This is a genomic window from Aquabacterium sp. TM01, assembly GCF_057808345.1.
Genome location: NZ_AP046529.1, coordinates 2,637,020 through 2,652,698 on the forward strand (window position 1 = coordinate 2,637,020; position 15,679 = coordinate 2,652,698).

Sequence of the window (15,679 nt, forward strand, 5' to 3'; positions counted from 1 at the left end):
GATGACACCGAACTCTGTGAGCTCCGACCGGGTGGCAGGCCAACCGCTGCCCCATGAGTCAGCCCACCTTCACGTGGCCGGGCGCGCGCCCTACATTGACGACCTGCCCGAGCTGGCTGGCACATTGCATGCAGCCTTGGGGCTGTCGCCCGTGGCACATGGCCGCCTGACCCACATCGACGTCGCCGGCCTGAAGGCCCTGCCCGGCGTGGTGGCCGTGCTGACCGCCGCCGACATCCCCGGTCTCAACGACTGCGGTGCCCTGGTCCACGACGACCCCATCCTGGCCAGCGGTGAGGTGCACTATCTGGGGCAGCCGGTGCTGGTGGTGCTGTCGACCCAGCGCGAACTGGCTCGCCGCGCCGCCGCACGCACGAAAGACTTTGTTCAAATCGAGCCCCTGCCTGCCCTGCTGACACCTGAAGACGCCCATGCGGCCGGCCAGTATGTGGTGCCCCCCATGCGCCTGCGCCGTGGCGATGTGGACGCCGCCTTCGCGCAAGCACCCGAGCGGCTGCAAGGCCGCTTCCACCTGGGCGGACAAGAGCACTTCTACCTCGAAGGCCAGATTGCCTACGCCATCCCGCGTGAAGACCGCGGCCTGCTGGTGCACAGCTCCACCCAGCATCCCAGCGAGATGCAACATGCGATTGCCCACGCGCTGAAGCTGCACGCCCATCATGTGCAGGTGGAGTCGCGCCGCATGGGCGGCGGCTTTGGCGGCAAGGAGTCGCAGTCGGCCGTGTTCGCCTGTGTGGCCGCCCTGGCCGCGCACACGCTGCAGCGTCCGGTCAAGCTGCGCCCCGACCGCGATGACGACATCCTGATCACCGGCCGGCGCCACTGTTTCATCCACGACTTCGACGTGGCCCACGATGAGCACGGCCGCATCCTCGGCACCCGTATCGAGATGGTGTCGCGCGCGGGCTTCTCGGCCGACCTGTCAGCGCCGGTGATGACCCGCGCGCTGTGCCACTTCGACAATGCCTACTGGCTGCCCGCGGTCGATGCCCAGGGCTTTTGTGCCCGCACCAACACGCAGAGCAACACGGCGTTCCGGGGCTTTGGCGGCCCCCAAGGCGCGATGGCCATCGAGCTGATCATGGATTCGCTGGCCCGCAAGGTGGGGCGCGACCCGCTGGACGTGCGCCTGGCCAATCTGTATGGCGTGGGTGAGCGCGACACCACGCCTTACGGTCAGAAAGTGGTCGACAACGTGCTGCCCGCCCTGATCCGCGAACTGGTGGCCAGCAGCGATTACCACGCCCGCCGCGAAGCCGTGGCCGCCTTCAACGCGAGCAGCCCCGTCCTGAAAAAGGGGCTGTCCCTGACCCCGCTGAAGTTCGGCATCTCCTTCAATGTGGTGCACCTGAACCAGGCCGGCGCGCTGGTGCATGTGTACAGCGACGGCAGCATCCTGGTGAACCACGGCGGCACCGAAATGGGCCAGGGCCTCAACACCAAGGTGGCGCAGATGGTGGCCCACACCCTGGGCGTGAGCGCCCACCGCGTGCGCGTGACCGCCACCGACACCAGCAAGGTGCCCAACACCTCGGCCACGGCCGCCTCCACCGGGTCTGACCTGAACGGCAAGGCTGCGGCCAACGCCGCCCAACAGATCGTGGACCGGCTGGCCCAGCGCACGGCCGAGCGCCTGGGCGTGCCGGTGAGTGAGGTGCGCTTTGCCGATGACCAGGTGTGGGCTGGCGAACACACGCTGAGCTTCGAGGATGTGGTCAACGACGCCTACCTGAACCGCATCCAGCTCTGGTCCGACGGCTTTTACGCCACCCCGGGCCTGAGCTGGGACCGCCAGGCCATGCAGGGCCACCCGTTCTACTACTTCGCCTACGGGGCAGCCGTGAGCGAGGTGCTGCTGGACACGCTCACCGGTGAGTCACGCGTGCTGCGCGCCGATGTGCTGCACGACGTGGGACAGTCCATCAACCCGGCGCTGGACATCGGCCAGATTGAAGGCGCCTTCGTGCAGGGCATGGGCTGGCTCACCAGCGAGGAGCTGTGGTGGCACCCGGACTCGGGCAAGCTGATGACGCACGCCCCGTCCACCTACAAGATCCCCACGGCCAATGACTGCCCAGTGGATTTCCGCGTGAAGCTGTTTGACAACCGAAATGTGCAGGACAGCATCTACCGCTCGAAAGCGGTGGGCGAGCCACCGCTGCTGCTGCCGTTTTCGGTGTTCTTTGCGCTGCGCGACGCCATCTCCAGCGTGGGTGAGCACCGCATCGACCCACCGCTGCGCGCCCCGGCGACGCCGGAGGCCATTCTGGATGCGATCCAGTCCGTTCAGCGCCAAGCCGTAGCGGCCACCGCGGACCTGCTCACGACATGAATGAGGCCCCTCAAGGCCTGGCCCAAGGCCCGCTCCACCCGACCGACAGGCTGACGCCACGCAGCCTACACGCCAGCGCCAGCCGCTGGCTCTCGCAAGGTCGTGCCACCTGCATCGTCAGCGTGGACGCCATCCGGGGCTCGACCCCAAGGGAGACCGATGCGCGCATGCTGGTGACACTCGATGAGGTACGGGGCACGGTGGGCGGCGGCCATCTGGAGTGGCGCGCGATTGACCTGGCGCGTCAGGCCCTGCGTGAGGGCATGCCCGCCGAGGGCTGGACACACACCTTCCCGCTGGGCCCCACCCTGGGCCAATGCTGCGGTGGTGTCGTCACCCTGCGCTTTGAAGCCCTGAGCCACGCCGCCCTGGCAGCCTGGCAGATCCCCCCACCCCGTTTTCATGTCGAGCTGCATGGCGCGGGCCATGTGGGTCAGGCCATCGTCAAGCTGCTGAGCGATCTGGACTGCAGCGTACGCTGGATCGACGAACGCGCCGATGACCTGCCGGAATGGGATGCGCAGGCCGGCCTGCCCGACCCCTCGGTGCTGGCCAACCTGCCCGATCACATCACCTGGCTGCCCACCGAAGCGGCCGAACGCGAGGTGGCCGATGCCCCGAGCGACGCCTGCCATCTGGTGCTGACGCACCGACACGATCTGGACCTGCAGATCATCGACGCCGTGCTGCGCCGTGGTGACTTTCGCTTTGCGGGCCTGATCGGCTCACAGACCAAGCGGGCGCGCTTTCTGCACCGGCTGGCCGAACAGGGCATCGCGCCGGACACGCTGGAACGGTTGACCTGCCCCATCGGTCTGCCCGACATCCCCGGCAAGGAGCCTGCTGTGATCGCCATCGCCGTGGTGGCGCAGCTTCTGGCGCAGCACGCGGCCTGACACGGTCCTCTGTGGCGTCGGCCATTTCGATCCGGCTGCGAAGACTCGAACGAGTTCCCCTAGGGCATGGGGCGATATAGTCAGCGCCCCATGCCTCAGCTTCTCATCGTCACCGCCCTGTGGGCCTTCTCATTCAGCCTGATCGGCCAATTCTTGGCCGGCCAGGTCGACAGCGACTTTGCCGTGCTCGTGCGCGTCGGCATTGCCGCCCTGATCTTTGCCCCGTTCACGCTCTGGCGTGGCCTGCCGCGCGCGCTGCTGGGCGGCTTCTGGCTGGCCGGCGCGCTGCAGTTCGGCGTCACCTACCTGTGCCTGTACCGCAGCTTCGAGGTGCTGACCGTGCCCGAGGTGCTGCTGTTCACGGTGCTCACGCCCATCTACGTCACCATCATCGGCGACGCCCTGGCGCGACGTTTCAACCTCTGGGCACTCGTGGCGGCGGCCGTCGCCGTCGGGGGCGGGGTCATCATTCGCTTCCAACCGCTCACGGGGGACTACCTCTGGGGCTTTGTGCTCCTGCAGGTCGCCAATTTCACCTTTGCCGCCGGCCAGGTGCTGTGCCGTCACCTGCTCGCCCGTTACCCCACGCCCCTGCCGCTCTACCGCTTCTTCGGCCACTTCTTTCTGGGGGCCCTGCTGCTGGCTGTCCCCGCCTGGCTGCTGTGGGGCGATGCGGGCAAGCTGCCCCACACCGCTTTGCAGTGGGGCGTGCTGGGCTGGATGGGGGTGTTCGCCACCGCGCTGGGCATGTACTGGTGGGTGCTTGGCAGCACCCGGGTGGACGCCGGCACGCTGGCCATCATGAACGAGCTGCATGTGCCGGCAGGGCTGCTGGTCAATGTGCTCATCTGGAACCGCGATGCCGACCTGCCCCGCCTGGCGGCCGGTGGCACGGTGATCCTGGCCTCGCTGTGGCTCAATCGCTGGGGCCGGCGAACCCGCCTGATGACAGCAGACCGAGCCGCCACCTGATTGCCTATTTTTTGAGCACGCCAAGCCGCCCCCCGGGGGCGAGGCGATTCATACAAGTGTTTCTCACAAGGTTGTCCACAGCTTCCGGGGACAACTCGCCCCCACCCATCACCGATGACAGGGCTGGGGTTTTCGGAAACCGGTATAAGCTCGACCGTTCCCCTGATTTTCCCTGATCCATGTACCTCGCGTCCCTGGCGGTCATCGCCAACTCCGGCACCCTCACAGAGCGTCTGTCCGCCCTGCACACCCGCCTGCTGGAAACCGTCCCCATCGTGGACCGCATCGCCTGCGCACTCTACGAGGCCAAGGACGATCAGCTCAAGACCTTCATCAACAGCACACGCACCGGCCAAGCCCTCGTGGGCTATGAGGCCTCGCTGTCCAACAGCCACGCCCTAAGCCAGCTTGCCCAGAGTGGCGACTTCCGCGTGCTCGACGACATCGCCTCGGCCATCCAGGCCGACACGGCCCACAGCCAGTGGCTCAAGGCCCAGGGCTACCAATCGTCGTTCACCGTGCCGCTGTTCGACCATGGCAAGTTGCTCGGTTTTGTCTTCTTCGATTCGTGTCAGCGGGCGGCCTTCACCCCCGAGGTGCAGCGCGATCTGGTGCTCTACACCAGCCTGATCAGCATGATGATCGCCAGCGAGTTGGCGACCATACGGACCATGATCGAGTCGACCAAGCTGGCACGCGAACTCACCGAGCTGCGTGACTTTGAAACCGGGGCCCACCTCGACCGCATGGCGCGTTATTCGCGCCTGATCGCCCGCGCCATTGCGCCCCAACGTGGCCTCAACGACGAGTTTGTCGAAGGCGTGTACCTGTTTGCCCCGATGCACGACATCGGCAAGATCGGCATCCCCGACCGCATCCTGCTCAAGCCCGGCCGACTGGACCCCGAGGAGCGCGCCATCATGGACACCCATGTCGCCAAAGGCGTCGAGATCATCGAACGCATCATCGGCAAGGAAGGCGACCGCCACTTCCCGGAAAGCGATCTGCTGCGCAACATCGTGCAGCACCACCACGAGATGCTCGACGGCTCGGGCTACCCCCAAGGGATTCAGGGCGACGCCATCCCGGTGGAGGCCCGCATCGTGGCCGTGGCCGACATCTTTGATGCGCTGACCGCGCAGCGCCCCTACAAAAAGGAATGGTCACTGGACGAGGCCTTTGCCGAACTGCAGCGCCAGGCCGAACAGGGCAAACTGGATGCAGATTGCGTGAACGCCCTGGCAGCACAGCGGGACGCCGTTGCCGACATCCACGCCCGCTACACCGACCCGCACCCCGACCACACGGCTTGAGGCTGAAGCGCCCTCACCGCCCGGGCGGGCTGAACTGATCGGCCGTCAAGCCAGTTTCAAGCAGACCACCCCGGCCACGATCAGGCCCAGGCCCAGCCAGCGCAGCAGCAGGCTGGGGTCGCCAAAGACAAACACCCCCACCAAGAAGGTGCCGGCCGCGCCAATGCCAGTCCACACCGCATAGGCCGAGCCCATGGGGATGCCCTTGAGCGCCAGCCACAGGAACAGGCCGCTCAGGCCCATGCAGCCGACGGCAATCAGCAGCCCCCAGACCTTCATCGAAGGGGTGGAGGCCAGCTTCAGGCCCAGGGGCCAGCCGATCTCAAACAGCCCGGCCACGACCAGGTACAACCAATGTGCGCCGCTGCTCATGTTCCAACCTTCACAACAATCTGGTACAAATAACGTTTCGCCACCGCACAGGCCGCCTCCTCTTTCAGGTGAGGCGCTGGCCAGAGTGCTTGCCGGTGTTTGACGCCCGGCACTCTAGCACCTCGTGGCACCGTACCCCCTTGCCCGCTTCGACACCCGTCGGGGCATTCCGGTTTTTTCTACCTCCACACCGCCTCGCGACATGCCCACCCTGAACGACTGGCAACCCGCACAGATCGGCCTGGCGATGGCTTTTCTCCAGGAGTTGGTGATCGCGCTGGGCTGGCTGACGACCGGCTGGCTGCTCAAGGACGTGCGCCGCCCTGCTCTGCATTGGGCCGGCTTCTCCTTGCTCAGCGGCGGCTCGTTTCTGAACTTTGTCTTCAGTGCCCACGCCCAGTTGGAGGCGGTGCGCCTGCTGGGCAACACCCTGTTTATGGGCGCCCTGCTGCTGCAAGCACGGGGTTTGCTGCTGTTCACCCGCCAGCCGCTGCATGACCGCCTGTCCCTGGCGGCCCTCTTGCTGCTGACGTGCTCGCTGTGGCTGTGGCCCCGTCACGCCGATGCCCCCTGGCGCGTGGCCACCATCTCCGCCTTGTCATGCCTGTGCGGCCTGTGGATCACGCTCATCATCTTCCGATTCCTGCGCGGTGAGATCGCGCGCAACCGCTGGATGCTCCTGTTCACCCTGCCCAGCCTGCTGGGATCGGCGGTGCTGGGCCACCGCGCCATCATGGCCTTGCTGGAGCCCGAGCGCCTGATCCAGGCCAGCATCGTCGGCACCTCGATCAGCCTGACCACGGCCATGCTGTGGGTGCTGCTGTCGCTGAGCCTGGAGCTGACGCTGTTCGGTCTGGTCATCTTCAAGTTGGGTGGGCAGTTGCGCCGCGCCGCACGCCACGACCGCCTGACCGGCCTGCTCAACCGCCACGCCATGGACGATGTCCTGACCCATGAGCGACAGCGGGCCCAGCGCATGGGCACCCCGTTCTCGGCACTGATGATCGACATCGACCATTTCAAGCAGGTCAACGACCGACTGGGCCATGCCGCGGGTGACCACACCTTGCGCACGGTCGCCCAACACCTGCGCCAACACTTGCGTGCCACCGATGTGGTGTCCCGCTGGGGTGGCGAGGAATTCCTGGTGCTGCTGCCCGCCACCCACCGCACCGAGGCCTGTCACCTGGCCGAGAAGCTGTGCGACAGCGTGCGCCGCCAAGTCATTCCCTGGGGCGGCAAGGACCTGAGATGCACCGTCAGCATCGGTGTGGCGCAATGGCGCACCGCCGGCGACACCACGGATGCCCTGATCGCCCGCGCTGACCAGGCCCTGTACTGCGCCAAACACGAAGGGCGCAACCAGGTGTGCGTCGAGCCCACCTTGGTGCAAACTGGTCACATCGCTGCTTAGCCGCTGCCCCGCGCAGCGCGCCCACCTGCCATGACCTCGGTGATCGACCTGCCCGCCCTGCCTGCCGCGCAACTGCACCACACCTGCGACCCGCATCAGTTCGATTTCCAGACCACCGCCGAGCTGGAAGACCTGGGCGACCTCATCGGCCAGATGCGCGCCATGGAAGCGGTGCAGTTCGGCACCGGCATGCGCCATGAGGGCTACAACATCTATGTGCAAGGCCCCTCGGGCATGGGCAAGCGCAGCATGGTGCGGCAACTGCTGGCCCGCAAAACGCCCACCGAGGCCGACCCACCGGAGTGGTGCTACCTGCACAACTTCAAGCAGCCCCACAAGCCCCAGGCCCTGAGCCTGCCGCCCGGCCGAGGTGCCGACTTGCGCGACCAGATGGCCAAGCTGGTGGACTACCTGCGAAGCGCCATCCCCGGCCTGTTCGAAAGCGACGAGTACCGGGCCAAGGCCGAGGCCATCCAGCACGCCTTCACCCAGCGTGAAGAAGCCGCACTCAAAACCCTGGGCGACGAAGCCGAAAGCCAGCAGATCTTCCTGCTGCGCACCCCGAGCGGCTTCACCTTCGTGCCCACCCGCGAGGGCGAGGTCGTGCCGCCCGACGAGTTCAACAAACTGCCTGACGAGGAGAAGCAACGCATTGCCACCGCCATCAGCGGCCTGCAGGACAAGCTCGGCAAGATCCTGGAGATGCTGCCGCGCTGGCGCAAGGAACGCGCCGAGCAGCTCAAGCAACTCAACCAGGACAACACGCTGCTGACCGTCAAGCACGCCCTGGACGACGTCCGTACCCGCTTCGCCGACGTGCCCGCCGTGCTGGCCTATCTGGACGCCGTGCAGCAGGACATGGTCGAGCATGTCGATGACTTCAAGAACCCCGACGAGACCACGCAGCTTGGCGGCGGGCTGGCCTTCGTCACGCACGAGAGCTTCCACCGTTACCAGGTGAACGTGCTGGTCACGCAAAAAGCCGGCGCGGGCGCTCCCGTGGTCACCGAAGACAACCCGACCTACGGCAACCTGATCGGTCGCATCGAGCACCTGCAGCAGCTCGGTGCCCTGGTCACCGACTTCACGCTGATCCAGGCCGGCGCGCTGCACCGTGCCAACGGCGGCTACCTGCTGCTGGACGTGCGCAAGCTGCTGATGCAGCCCTTCGCCTGGGAAAGCCTCAAGCGCGCCATCCAGTCGCGCGAGATCCGGCTGGAGTCGCTGGCGCAGATGTACAGCCTGGTGAGCACGGTTTCGCTGGAGCCCGAGCCCATCCCGCTGCACGTCAAGGTCATCCTGTTTGGCGACCGCCTGTTTTACTATCTGCTGCAGGAGTACGACCCCGACTTTGGTGAGCTGTTCAAGGTGTCGGCCGATTTCGAAGACCGCATCGAGCGCAACCCCGACACCCACATGCTGTACGCGCGCATGGTGGCCACACTGACCCGCAAGGACAAGCTGCTGCCGTTTGACCGCGGCGCGGTGGCCCGGGTGATCGACTTCAGCGCCCGGATGGTGGAGGACGCCCAGCGCCTGAGCACCCACATCCGCCGCGTGGCCGACCTGATGCGCGAGGCCGATTACTGGGCCCGCCAGTCCGGCCACGGCACGGTGGCCGCCACCCATGTGCAGCAGGCCATGGACGCGCAGATCCGTCGGCACGATCGCGTGCGCTCGGAGCTGAACGAGGCCATCCTGCGCGGCATCATCCTCATCGACACGCAGGGGGCCGTGCAGGGGCAGGTCAACGGCCTGTCGGTGCTCGACCTGGGCGATGCCGCCTTTGGCCAGCCCAGTCGCATCACGGCCATCACGCGCCTGGGCGAAGGCGAGGTGCTCAACATCGAGCGCGAGGTCAAGCTCTCGGGCGCACTGCACTCCAAGGGCGTGCTGATCCTGTCGTCCTTCCTGGGTGGGCGTTACGCCCGCAACCAGCCGCTGTCACTGTCAGCCAGCCTGGTGTTCGAGCAGTCCTATGGTCACATCGACGGCGACAGCGCCTCGCTGGCCGAGACCTGCGCCCTGCTGTCCGACCTGGCCCAGGCGCCGATCCGGCAATCGCTGGCGGTCACGGGCTCGATCAACCAGTTGGGGCAGGTGCAGGCGATTGGCGGCGTCAACGAAAAGATCGAAGGCTTTTTTGACATCTGCGCGGCGCGCGGCTTGACGGGCGATCAAGGGGTGCTGATCCCAGCGTCAAATGTCCAGCATCTGATGCTGCGCCACGATGTGGTGGACGCCGTGGCTGCCGGACGTTTTCACGTCTGGGCGGTGGAGAGCGTGGACCAGGCCATTGCCTTGCTGACCGGGATCCCGGCCGGTGAGCCGGACGCGCAGGGCGAGTACCCGGCAGGCAGCCTCAACCAGCGGGTGGCGGCGCGCCTCAAGGAGCTGACCGAACTGTGGGAGGAGACAGAGGAAGCCGAGGACGGCGAGACGGGTGAAGGCCCGCATCACAAGGCCAAGGCCAAAGGCTCAGCCCATCACGAGGGCCGCGAAGGCCCCGAGGACGAAGGGCAGGCCTGACTTATCCCCGCATCCTGTGGACAACCTTGTTGGCAAGCTTGGGGTTTGAGGGTTCGCCCCAGGGAAGAAGCTTGGAATGCCTCAAAATAAGGCACGAGCGTGACAATCTACGCTTTTCGGACAACGGTGTGCCCATCCCATGTGTCACAAGCACGATACATGTGTGTAACATGTTGTCATCTTCTTTCGGAGATCCGGCTTTCCTCCCTGAGTCGGTGTGCAGCGTGATCTTCATTCTGCACATTCGCCCGCTCGTCTCCAGATGGGTGGGCTTTTCTTTTTGTGACACGTAAGCGATCTTCACTGTGCCCACGACCCAGCTCGCACCGAGCGACGAGCCCGCCAGCCCCTGCATCCGGCAATGCCGGGTGGTCCACCGTCGGCTGGACAAGGGCGAGCCCTTCACCGCGCTGTGCGCCTCATGCGGCCGCACGGTGGATGACATTGCGGGCTGGCAGCGCATGAGCGTCCCGGCCAAGCGGGCCTGCATTGAGTCCGCCGCCGCCCGCCTTCAACTGCCTGTGCTCAAGGCAGGGACCTGAACCAGCGCGCTAGCACCGCGCGCTCGGCGTCGGTGATCTGCGTGGCGTTGTTCAGCGGCATGGCTTTGAGCACCACGGCCTGCTGGTACACGGCCTGCGCGTGCTGGTTCAGGGCCTCGGGGCTGTCCAGGCGCACGCCCTTGCTGGCCAGTTGGGCGTTGTGGCACATCAGGCAGCGCTGATGGATCACCTCCTGGGCCAAGGCCAGGCGCTGCGCGGGTGTTTCGGTCGGAACCGGTGACGTCGCTGCAGATGAGGTGGCAGGCGATGGTGCCAGCCACACCGCCACGCCCAGCAAGATGCTCACGCTGGCAATCGCCCAGCCCCAGGGCGCACGCTGGCCGGCCATTTCCGTCTTGTGGCGTGCCACAAAGAACTGGCGGATCAAGGCCCCCGCCAGCATGATCAGCGCCAGCACCAGCCAGTTGTGGGCATGGCTGTAGGCCCAGCCATAGTGGTTGCTCAACATCGCAAACAGCACCGGCAAGGTGAAGTAGGTGTTGTGCACGCTGCGCTGCTTGCCGCGCTGACCGTGCACCGGGTCGACCGGCTGGCCGGCCTGCATGGCGGCCACCACCTTGCGCTGCCCCGGAATGATCCAGAAGAACACATTGGCGCTCATGGCCGTGGCCACCATGGCCCCCACCAGCAAAAAGGCCGCGCGCCCGGCGAACAGCTGGCAAGCCAGCCAACTGGCGCCCACGATCACAGCAGCCACCAGCGCCCCCAACAAGCGCTCACTGCCCGGGCGTCGGCCCACCGTGCGGCACAGCACGTCGTAGATCAGCCAGAAGCCCACCAGAAAGCCCACCGCCGTGTGGGCGGCCACCACGGGCGACCAGTCAAAGCGACTCTTGTCGATCAGGAAGGTGCCGGCGTTGAACAGGTACATCACCGTGAACAGGGCAAAGCCCGTGAGCCAGGTGGAGTAACTCTCCCAATAGAACCAGTGCAGGTGCTTGGGCAGCGCCTTGGGGGCCCCGAGGTACTTCTGCGGGTTGTAGAAACCACCGCCGTGCACGGCCCACAACTCGCCACTCACGCCCTGCTCCTTCAGCTTGGGGTCGGTGGGCGGGGTCAGGTGGTTGTCCAGCCAGACGAAGTAGAACGAGGCGCCGGCCCATGCGATCGCCACGATCACATGCGTCCAGCGCAGCAGCAGGTTCACCCAATCGAGGGCGTAGGTCAGCAAAGGGCTGGCTTCAAGCATGTCGGTCTCTTTCAGCTGCCACGGTAGGTGGAATAGGCCCAGGGGCTGACCAGCAAGGGCACGTGGTAATGGGCCTGGGCATCGGCCAGGCCGAACTCCAACGGCACCTGGCTCAGAAAGGCCGGCGTGGGCAAGGCCACGCCCTTGGCACGGAAATAGCGTTCGACCTCAAACACCAGTCGGTACACGCCAGGGCGCAAGTCCGCACCAGCCAGCATGGGGCCATCCACGCGCCCATCGGCATTGGTCACCACCTCGCGCAGCAACCGCCAGGTGGGGCTGCCTGCGCCGCCAGTTGTGTCGTCGCGTACAAACAAGGCGATGGCCATGCCGGCGGCAGGAGCGCCGTGCACAGTGTCGAGCACATGGGTGGTCAGGCGTCCGCCGGTAGGCGGCGGCGTCACGGAGTCAGGAGAGGTGGACTGGGTCATGATGGGGCAACGATGAGACCGTGTGCGGCCAGGATGGCAAGTGCGGCATCGACATCTTGCACAGCGTTTGCAAAACTGTATACACTTTAACCATGATGAGTGACGCACGCAAGCCACCTGATGCACCTGTCGTGCCAACACGCCGGGCGCCCAAGCAGCGCAAGGTCGATGTGGACGCCATCGCGACCGACGTGGTCGCGGACACCGCTGAGCATCTGGATGCCGACACCTCCAGCACCGAGCAGATCGTGCTGTCGGTGACGCGCGCCATCGTGGAGCATCGCCTGCAACCCGGCACCAAGCTGGTCGAACAAAAGCTGGGTGACCGTTTCGGGGTGTCACGCACCATCGTGAGGCAGGCGCTGTACCGCCTGTCCGAGTTGAAGCTGGTCAAGCTCGAGCCCGCACGCGGGGCCTTCGTGGCCGCCCCCTCCATCCAGGAAGCGCGCGAGGTCTTCGCCGTGCGCCGCATGGTCGAGTCGCAGATGCTGCGCGAGCTGATCGCCCGCATCACCGCGGCCGACCTGCGTGAACTGCACGCCCACATCCAGGCCGAGCGCGAGGCCGTGCAACGCATCGACGTGCCCACCCGCACCAAGCTGCTCTTCGACTTCCACGTCAAGCTCGCACAGGTCCTGGGCAACCAGGTGCTGACCGACCTGATGCAGGAGTTGGTGTCGCGCTGCTCGCTGATCTCGCTGATGTACCAGTCTGCCGACGACGCCGAAACCTCGAACGCCGAGCACGTCGACATCCTGCAGGCCATCGAAGCGCGGGATGCCGACCGCGCCGTGCAATTGCTGCACGACCACCTCGCCACGGTGGAACGCCAACTGACCGAACACCCTCGCACGCCGGGACGCGCCTCGCCTCCTGCGTCTCCAGCCCACTGATGCCATGAGCAACGTCTTCTACGCCCGCGACCTGATCGGCTACGGCCGCACCCCGCCCCATGCGCAATGGCCGAACGGCGCACGCATTGCCGTGCAGTTCGTGCTGAACTATGAAGAAGGCGGCGAGAACTGCGTGCTGCATGGCGATGCTGGCAGCGAGCAGTTCCTCAGCGAAATGGCCAACCCGCCCGCCTTCGCCGACCGACACCTGAGCATGGAGTCGATCTACGAATACGGCTCGCGCGTGGGCGTGTGGCGCATCCTGCGCGAGTTTGAAAAGCGCGGCTGGCCGCTGACGGTGTTTGGCGTGAGCATGGCCCTGCAACGCCACCCCGAGCTGACCCGCGCCTTCGTCGAGTTGGGCCACGAAATCGCCTGCCACGGCTGGCGCTGGATCCACTACCAGCAGCTGGACGAGGCCACCGAGCGCGAGCACATGCGCATCGGCATGCAAATCATCGAAGAGCTCACCGGCCAGCGCCCGCTGGGTTGGTACACCGGCCGCGACAGCCCCAACACCCGCCGCCTGGTGGCCGATGACGGTGGCTTCGTGTACGACAGCGACTACTACGGTGACGACCTGCCCTTCTGGACCACCGTGCAACGCACCGATGGCCAGACCGTGCCCCACCTCATCGTGCCCTACACGCTGGATGTGAACGACATGCGCTTTGCGCTGCCCCAGGGCTATGCGCAGGGCGAGGATTTTTTCACCTATCTGAAAGACACCTTCGACCTGCTCTATGCCGAAGGCGACCCCGATGGCGACAACGCCCCCAAGATGATGAGCGTGGGCATGCACTGCCGCCTGCTGGGTCGCCCCGGTCGCTTCCGAGCCTTTCAGCGCTTCCTGGACCATGTGGCCCGCCACGAGCACGTCTGGGTGTGCCGCCGCATCGACATCGCCCGGCACTGGCAAGCCGTTCACCCTTACCAAGCCTGACATCCATGCTGGTCATCCCCAACCTCACGCTGGCTCAGCTCAACGACGCTGACCAGCCTACCTTCACCGCCCTGCTCGAAGGCATCTACGAGCATTCGCCCTGGATTGCCGAGGCCACCTGGGCCCAGCGCCCATTTCAGAGCCTGGCGCACCTGAAACACGCCCTGGCACAGACCGTGCGCGAAGCCAGCGTCGACCAGCAGCTTGACCTGATCCGCGCCCACCCCGAACTGGCCGGCAAAGCCGCGGTGGCGGGTCAGCTCACCGCCGAGTCCACCAACGAGCAAAGCCAGGCCGGGCTCACGCACTGCACCCCGGACGAATTCGCCCGCCTGCAGCAGCTCAACGCCGAATACAAGGCTCGGTTCGGCTGGCCCTTCATCCTGGCCGTGCGCGGCCCCCACGGCACCGGCCTGAGCCGCACGCAGATCATCGCCACCTTCGCGCGCCGCCTGCAGGCCCAGCCCGACGCCGAACGCGCCGAATGCCTGCGCAACATCCACCGCATCGCCGAAATCCGTCTGAACGACAAGTTCGGCGTGCTGCCGGCCGAGGGCAACCAGATCCTCGACTGGGCCGACGCCCTGGCTGCGCACACCGAAGGCCAAGGCAGCAACGGCGTGGACGAGCGCCCGCCACTGACCCTCACGTACCTGACGCCCGCCCACCAGTCAGCCGCCACCCAGTTGCAGATCTGGATGCGTGCCTGTGGCTTTGACGAGGTCAAGCTCGATGCGGTCGGCAATGTGGTGGGCGTGTACCACGGCAGCGAGCCCACCGCTGCGCGCCTGCTCATGGGCTCACACTATGACACCGTGCGCAATGGTGGCCGCTACGACGGTCGCCTGGGCATCCTCGTGCCCATGATGTGCGTGCAGACCTTGTTCCGATCGGGTCGGCGCCTGCGCTACGGCATCGAAGTGGTCGCCTTTGCCGAAGAAGAAGGCCAGCGCTTCCCTGCCACCTTCCTGGGCTCCAGCGCCCTGGTGGGCGACTTCCAGCCCGGCTGGCTCGACCTCGCCGATGCCCAGGGCATCACCCTGCGCCAGGCCATGAAAGATGCGGGGCTCAGCGCCAAGATGGAAGACATCACCGCCCTCAAACGCGACCCGGCCCGCTACCTGGGCTTTGTCGAAGTGCACATCGAACAAGGCCCCGTGCTCAACGCACGTGACCTACCGCTGGGCATCGTCACCGGCATCAACGGCAGCGCCCGCTTCACCGGCGAGGCCACCGGCGTGGCCTGCCACGCGGGCACCACGCCCATGGCCATGCGCCAGGACGCCGCCCTCGCCGTGGCCGAGATTGCCCTCTACACCGAGCGCCGCGCCCTGCAGGATCAAGACTCGCCGCATGGCCCCTCCGTGGGCACCGTGGGGGTAATGCAGGTCCCGCAAGGCTCGGTCAACGTGGTGCCGGGCCGCTGCCAGTTCACCCTCGACCTGCGTGCGCCCACCGACCGCCAGCGCGACGAGTTGGTGGAAGACGTGGATGCCTTTGTGTACACCGTCACGCGCCGTCGGGGCGTGGAGATCGAGCTCATTCAGAACCTGCAAGCGGCCGCAGCCCCGTCTGACCCAGCCTGGCGAGCCCGCTGGGAAGCAGCAGTCAGCAGCCTGGGCCTGCCCGTGTTTCACCTGCCCAGCGGGGCCGGACACGATGCCATGAAGCTGCACCAGGTGATGCCACAGGCCATGCTCTTTGTACGCGGCGGGCACGACGGTATCAGCCACAACCCGCTGGAAACCATCACCAACGACGACGCCCAACTTTGCGTGGACGCCTTCATGCACCTGCTCGACGCGATCTGA

At 66.2% G+C, this 15,679-nt stretch carries 13 protein-coding genes; 10 read left to right on the forward strand and 3 right to left on the reverse strand.

Going from position 1 to position 15,679, the window contains the following annotated elements:
• The first annotated feature begins 1 nt into the window (after position 1).
• The 4 genes from xdhB (at position 2) to AC3WW4_RS12070 (ending at position 5,534) form a co-directional block, all read left to right on the forward strand.
• Positions 2-2,353, forward strand: coding sequence for a xanthine dehydrogenase molybdopterin binding subunit (xdhB, locus tag AC3WW4_RS12055; protein WP_488828707.1), 2,352 nt, complete (start codon positions 2-4; stop codon positions 2,351-2,353).
• A complete protein-coding gene (gene xdhC, locus AC3WW4_RS12060; RefSeq protein WP_488828709.1) occupies positions 2,350-3,249 on the forward strand; it encodes a xanthine dehydrogenase accessory protein XdhC in 900 nt (299 codons plus the stop codon). Before xdhB ends, xdhC begins: the two co-directional genes overlap by 4 nt.
• Before the next feature lie 90 nt (positions 3,250-3,339).
• Positions 3,340-4,221 (forward strand): EamA family transporter, encoded by an 882-nt coding sequence (locus AC3WW4_RS12065; protein ID WP_488828711.1) that lies wholly within the window; start codon positions 3,340-3,342, stop codon positions 4,219-4,221.
• Between the two features lie 179 nt (positions 4,222-4,400).
• On the forward strand, positions 4,401-5,534 hold the full coding sequence (locus tag AC3WW4_RS12070; protein WP_488828713.1) for an HD domain-containing phosphohydrolase: 1,134 nt from the start codon (positions 4,401-4,403) through the stop codon (positions 5,532-5,534).
• Between the two features lie 45 nt (positions 5,535-5,579).
• On the opposite strand, the gene AC3WW4_RS12075 is transcribed toward AC3WW4_RS12070, so the two are convergent.
• The gene (locus AC3WW4_RS12075; RefSeq protein ID WP_488828715.1) at positions 5,580-5,906 is read right to left on the reverse strand and encodes a DMT family transporter; all 327 of its coding nucleotides are present in this window, start codon (positions 5,904-5,906) and stop codon (positions 5,580-5,582) included.
• Between the two features lie 202 nt (positions 5,907-6,108).
• Here AC3WW4_RS12075 and AC3WW4_RS12080 point away from each other — a divergent pair, with 202 nt between their 5' ends.
• From AC3WW4_RS12080 to AC3WW4_RS12090, 3 genes are all read left to right on the forward strand, one after another.
• On the forward strand, positions 6,109-7,320 hold the full coding sequence (locus AC3WW4_RS12080; RefSeq protein WP_488828717.1) for a GGDEF domain-containing protein: 1,212 nt from the start codon (positions 6,109-6,111) through the stop codon (positions 7,318-7,320).
• A gap of 30 nt (positions 7,321-7,350) precedes the next feature.
• Positions 7,351-9,849: a Lon protease family protein gene (locus AC3WW4_RS12085; RefSeq protein WP_488828719.1), complete on the forward strand. Its 2,499-nt coding sequence runs from the start codon at positions 7,351-7,353 to the stop codon at positions 9,847-9,849.
• A 305-nt stretch (positions 9,850-10,154) separates the two neighbouring features.
• Positions 10,155-10,391, forward strand: a complete 237-nt coding sequence (locus tag AC3WW4_RS12090; protein WP_488828721.1) for a DUF1289 domain-containing protein — start codon at positions 10,155-10,157, stop codon at positions 10,389-10,391.
• Here the strand turns inward: AC3WW4_RS12090 and AC3WW4_RS12095 are convergent.
• Both AC3WW4_RS12095 and uraH read right to left on the reverse strand, forming a co-directional pair.
• On the reverse strand, positions 10,375-11,583 hold the full coding sequence (locus AC3WW4_RS12095) for a urate hydroxylase PuuD (RefSeq protein WP_488829745.1): 1,209 nt from the start codon (positions 11,581-11,583) through the stop codon (positions 10,375-10,377). The two genes, AC3WW4_RS12090 and AC3WW4_RS12095, sit on opposite strands and share 17 nt — an antisense overlap.
• 29 nt (positions 11,584-11,612) lie before the next feature.
• Positions 11,613-12,032 (reverse strand): hydroxyisourate hydrolase, encoded by a 420-nt coding sequence (gene uraH / locus AC3WW4_RS12100; RefSeq protein WP_488828723.1) that lies wholly within the window; start codon positions 12,030-12,032, stop codon positions 11,613-11,615.
• 215 nt (positions 12,033-12,247) lie between these two features.
• Here uraH and AC3WW4_RS12105 point away from each other — a divergent pair, with 215 nt between their 5' ends.
• Genes AC3WW4_RS12105 through uraD form a run of 3 tightly spaced genes read left to right on the forward strand, consistent with a single transcriptional unit; the run spans position 12,248 to position 15,679 of the window.
• A complete protein-coding gene (locus AC3WW4_RS12105) occupies positions 12,248-12,925 on the forward strand; it encodes a GntR family transcriptional regulator (RefSeq protein WP_488829746.1) in 678 nt (225 codons plus the stop codon).
• 4 nt (positions 12,926-12,929) lie between these two features.
• Positions 12,930-13,868, forward strand: a complete 939-nt coding sequence (gene puuE / locus AC3WW4_RS12110; protein WP_488828724.1) for an allantoinase PuuE — start codon at positions 12,930-12,932, stop codon at positions 13,866-13,868.
• Between the two features lie 5 nt (positions 13,869-13,873).
• Entirely contained in the window at positions 13,874-15,679 is a 1,806-nt protein-coding gene (gene uraD / locus AC3WW4_RS12115; protein ID WP_488828726.1) for a 2-oxo-4-hydroxy-4-carboxy-5-ureidoimidazoline decarboxylase, read from the forward strand.

Coding starts and splice junctions, on each gene's coding strand:
- xdhB (WP_488828707.1), top strand. CDS start 2: ATGACACCGAACTCTGTGAGCTCCGACCGGGTGGCAGGCCAACCGCTG.
- xdhC (WP_488828709.1), top strand. CDS start 2,350: ATGAATGAGGCCCCTCAAGGCCTGGCCCAAGGCCCGCTCCACCCGACC.
- AC3WW4_RS12065 (WP_488828711.1), top strand. CDS start 3,340: ATGCCTCAGCTTCTCATCGTCACCGCCCTGTGGGCCTTCTCATTCAGC.
- AC3WW4_RS12070 (WP_488828713.1), top strand. CDS start 4,401: ATGTACCTCGCGTCCCTGGCGGTCATCGCCAACTCCGGCACCCTCACA.
- AC3WW4_RS12075 (WP_488828715.1), bottom strand. CDS start 5,906: ATGAGCAGCGGCGCACATTGGTTGTACCTGGTCGTGGCCGGGCTGTTT.
- AC3WW4_RS12080 (WP_488828717.1), top strand. CDS start 6,109: ATGCCCACCCTGAACGACTGGCAACCCGCACAGATCGGCCTGGCGATG.
- AC3WW4_RS12085 (WP_488828719.1), top strand. CDS start 7,351: ATGACCTCGGTGATCGACCTGCCCGCCCTGCCTGCCGCGCAACTGCAC.
- uraH (WP_488828723.1), bottom strand. CDS start 12,032: ATGACCCAGTCCACCTCTCCTGACTCCGTGACGCCGCCGCCTACCGGC.
- puuE (WP_488828724.1), top strand. CDS start 12,930: ATGAGCAACGTCTTCTACGCCCGCGACCTGATCGGCTACGGCCGCACC.
- uraD (WP_488828726.1), top strand. CDS start 13,874: ATGCTGGTCATCCCCAACCTCACGCTGGCTCAGCTCAACGACGCTGAC.